Origin of the sequence: Serratia sp. ASV30 (assembly GCF_016428815.1) — a bacterium.
Classification (GTDB): Bacteria; Pseudomonadota; Gammaproteobacteria; order Enterobacterales; family Enterobacteriaceae; genus Chania; species Chania fonticola_C.
The window spans coordinates 1-2,487 of the sequence record NZ_JAELTL010000128.1 but is presented as its reverse complement, the minus strand read 5'-3'; the positions used below and the strand labels follow the sequence as shown (position 1 = coordinate 2,487).

The following is a 2,487-nucleotide window of genomic DNA, read 5'->3' as shown; positions in this document are numbered from 1 at the left end:
GGTGCAGACACGCCGGAAAAAATTGCTAAACTGAGTGAGGAGCAGAAGCAGAGTCTCAGTGCGCTATCGACGCTGGCAGCAGGTTTAGCTGGCGGTGTGACGGGTGATAGCACCGCTAACGCTGTGGCGGGTGCTCAGGCCGGTAAGAATGCGGTGGAGAATAATGCGCTGGGTGCGGGTTCAGATCTTGGATTCTGGCTGGGTAACACCCCAGGCTGTGATACTGCCTGTAAGACCGGTATTGCGAAAGGCGTTGCTGAAGGAAATCTGGTGGTGTCAGCAGGCGTTGCTGGAGTGGCCGGTGGTGCACTGATAATAGGAGCAACACCGGAAATAGTGGCGGCAGCCAAAGCAGCACTGGAAGGCTGTAAAGCGGCCCCGGCAATCTGTTTGAATAACGCAGGGTTGCAAGTAGCAGAAGGAGTTACACCTGGCGGTGTAGGTGCAGCGGGAGCTATTGGGGTTGGTAAAACGGCTGCAGAGGCGACGGCGGCGAAAGCTGAAGCTGTTGCCGCGAGTATTGCAAAAAACACCAATAATGCTGCTCACAACTCTGCTAGCTATGCGGGTCTAAAATTAGATCTGAAAACCACTGAAGCGGCAAATGACGTTGTGGAGAGCTTACGCAACACTGGGCAATTGCCTCAGAATTATGTAAATAAAACGCAGGCAGCGGCTAATGGTTGGAAACCTGGCAAGGCATTAAACAATACAACTCCTGGCGGTCAGTTAGGCGGGGATATCTTTGAAAACTCGACTAACATATTGCCCTCAGCTCAGGGTAGAGTGTGGCGAGAAGCTGATATAGGGTTAAATAACACTATGTCGAGAAGCAACCAACCAGGCACAAGATTGTTATATTCAAATGATGGTTTGCTTTATATAACGACTGACCACTATGGGACTGCGACTTCAATAGGTAAGTGGAAGTGAGTATGAGTGAAATAATTTTAGATGGGACAAACATAAAAAATGAGTATGACTTCCATAAGGTTATGTCTGCTTTATTAGATTTTGGTCCCTACTATGGGGGCAATCTTGATGCCCTCAGAGATCGCCTAAGTAGTGACGTAGAAAGGCCAGTAACAATAATTTGGCTAAACTCCGAGCAATCAAAAAAATATCTTGGTGAATGCTTTGATCAAATTGTTCAAATCTTCGAGCAAACAAAAGAACAAGACATTCGATTTAACTGGGATGAGAAATTTGATTATACCTTGAAGTAACGAGAATCCCGGCCTTGGCCGGGGTTGTTGCTTTTATGCCCTAAAATCCCCCATCTTCCCGCCGCTGCAACCGAATAACACCGGGTGCGGCGGTGATCTCCAGTTGTTCCGCCTCGGTAATGCCAGACTCGGTAAGCCAGTCGCCACCGATGATCAGTTGGCCGCTATCCCGCACCCAATCCGCTCCCAAATCTTGCCGCTGTTGGCTGGCTTCGCACAATGCGTTCCAGGTGGCTTCATCGGTGACGGGGGTGCTCCACAGGCCATCGGGCCGGAGTGTGAGCTGTAACGGTGTGCCGGGGGTAAAACCCAGCCCGGCCAGCATGCCGCCGCCGATCGTCAACTCCGGGATCGGTTGGGGTGTGAAGGTGATGTTCATGCTGCCCCCATATCGATATAGCGCCGGAAGTCGTCGCCCTCGAGGCTCTTGCACAGGACCTCATGGGGACCGGTGATCAGCTGTTCCAGCATCTGGCGCTGGGTCAGGCCGTGATGGTGCGCCAGTCGTTCAAGCGCAAAATGGGCTATCAGGCTCACTTCGATGTTCAGACGTGTGCTCACCCCATCGCCGCGACGGCGTGCGCGGTACTCTGCCTGGCGTTGTGCGTTGGTCTTGGCCATGATGAACCTCCCTGTTACTGCATAACGACGCGGATGATCAACTGACCCGGCTTGGTGATCACTTCGATCTGCTGGCCGGTAGTAAAGGCAATTGAATTAAACAGCTAATGGCAGCAAGGGATCTTGTTGGTACTATGACTAATGAGCAGGCAAGGATGCCAAGGCAGGGCGGTAGCTTGTCTTTTATCTTCCTCACCTTATGGTTCTAACAACCACTTCCATCTATTCGATCGACCTCTGTTAACTTCTGAACCCTGATAACGATAGCCATATGTAGTGTTTGATAAGCGCCCTCAACAGCGCCACCGAAAGCGGCTACTCCTTCTTCGAAGAAACCAAGACCAAGAAAGGGTTCCTGTCGAAGACCACCACCCACACGGTGCGGGAAGATTACGTCACGCAGGAAAAAGGCACGTTGCTGAGTGGCGACAATGTGTCGCTGTTTGCGGGTTACGATCTGACGGTGAAGGGATCTTCGGTTGTGGGTGACGGTAAAGTTAACCTGCAAGCAGATAACAACGTCGAGATCGTGGCGGCGACGGAAGAACAGTCCAGCTACCGGTTGGATGAGAAGAAAAAGAGCGGACTGATGGGCACCGGTGGTATCGGGGTGACGATTGGTAGCTCCAGCTCTCGCCAT

The 2,487-nt window shown here is 51.8% G+C and carries 4 protein-coding genes and 1 pseudogene; 3 read left to right on the top strand and 2 right to left on the bottom strand.

What is annotated here, in order from left to right:
* The coding region (locus JHD74_RS25625) for a VENN motif pre-toxin domain-containing protein (RefSeq protein ID WP_233169685.1) at window positions 1-933 on the top strand (933 nt) is incomplete at its 5' end.
* A 2-nt stretch (window positions 934-935) separates the two neighbouring features.
* Complete coding sequence (locus tag JHD74_RS25620) at window positions 936-1,226, top strand: barstar family protein (protein WP_059199308.1); 291 nt, start codon at window positions 936-938, stop codon at window positions 1,224-1,226.
* A gap of 40 nt (window positions 1,227-1,266) precedes the next feature.
* Here the strand turns inward: JHD74_RS25620 and JHD74_RS25615 are convergent, their stop codons facing one another.
* Both JHD74_RS25615 and JHD74_RS25610 read right to left on the bottom strand, forming a co-directional pair.
* Window positions 1,267-1,605, bottom strand: coding sequence for a hypothetical protein (locus tag JHD74_RS25615; protein WP_199063859.1), 339 nt, complete (start codon window positions 1,603-1,605; stop codon window positions 1,267-1,269).
* A complete protein-coding gene (locus JHD74_RS25610; protein ID WP_199063858.1) occupies window positions 1,602-1,847 on the bottom strand; it encodes a hypothetical protein in 246 nt (81 codons plus the stop codon). Before JHD74_RS25610 ends, JHD74_RS25615 begins: the two co-directional genes overlap by 4 nt.
* A 292-nt stretch (window positions 1,848-2,139) precedes the next feature.
* Between JHD74_RS25610 and JHD74_RS25605 the strand changes: the two are divergent.
* Window positions 2,140-2,487 (top strand): annotated as a pseudogene (locus JHD74_RS25605) (hemagglutinin repeat-containing protein); the annotation flags it as partial.

Coding starts and splice junctions, on each gene's coding strand:
- JHD74_RS25620 (WP_059199308.1), top strand. CDS start 936: ATGAGTGAAATAATTTTAGATGGGACAAACATAAAAAATGAGTATGAC.
- JHD74_RS25615 (WP_199063859.1), bottom strand. CDS start 1,605: ATGAACATCACCTTCACACCCCAACCGATCCCGGAGTTGACGATCGGC.
- JHD74_RS25610 (WP_199063858.1), bottom strand. CDS start 1,847: ATGGCCAAGACCAACGCACAACGCCAGGCAGAGTACCGCGCACGCCGT.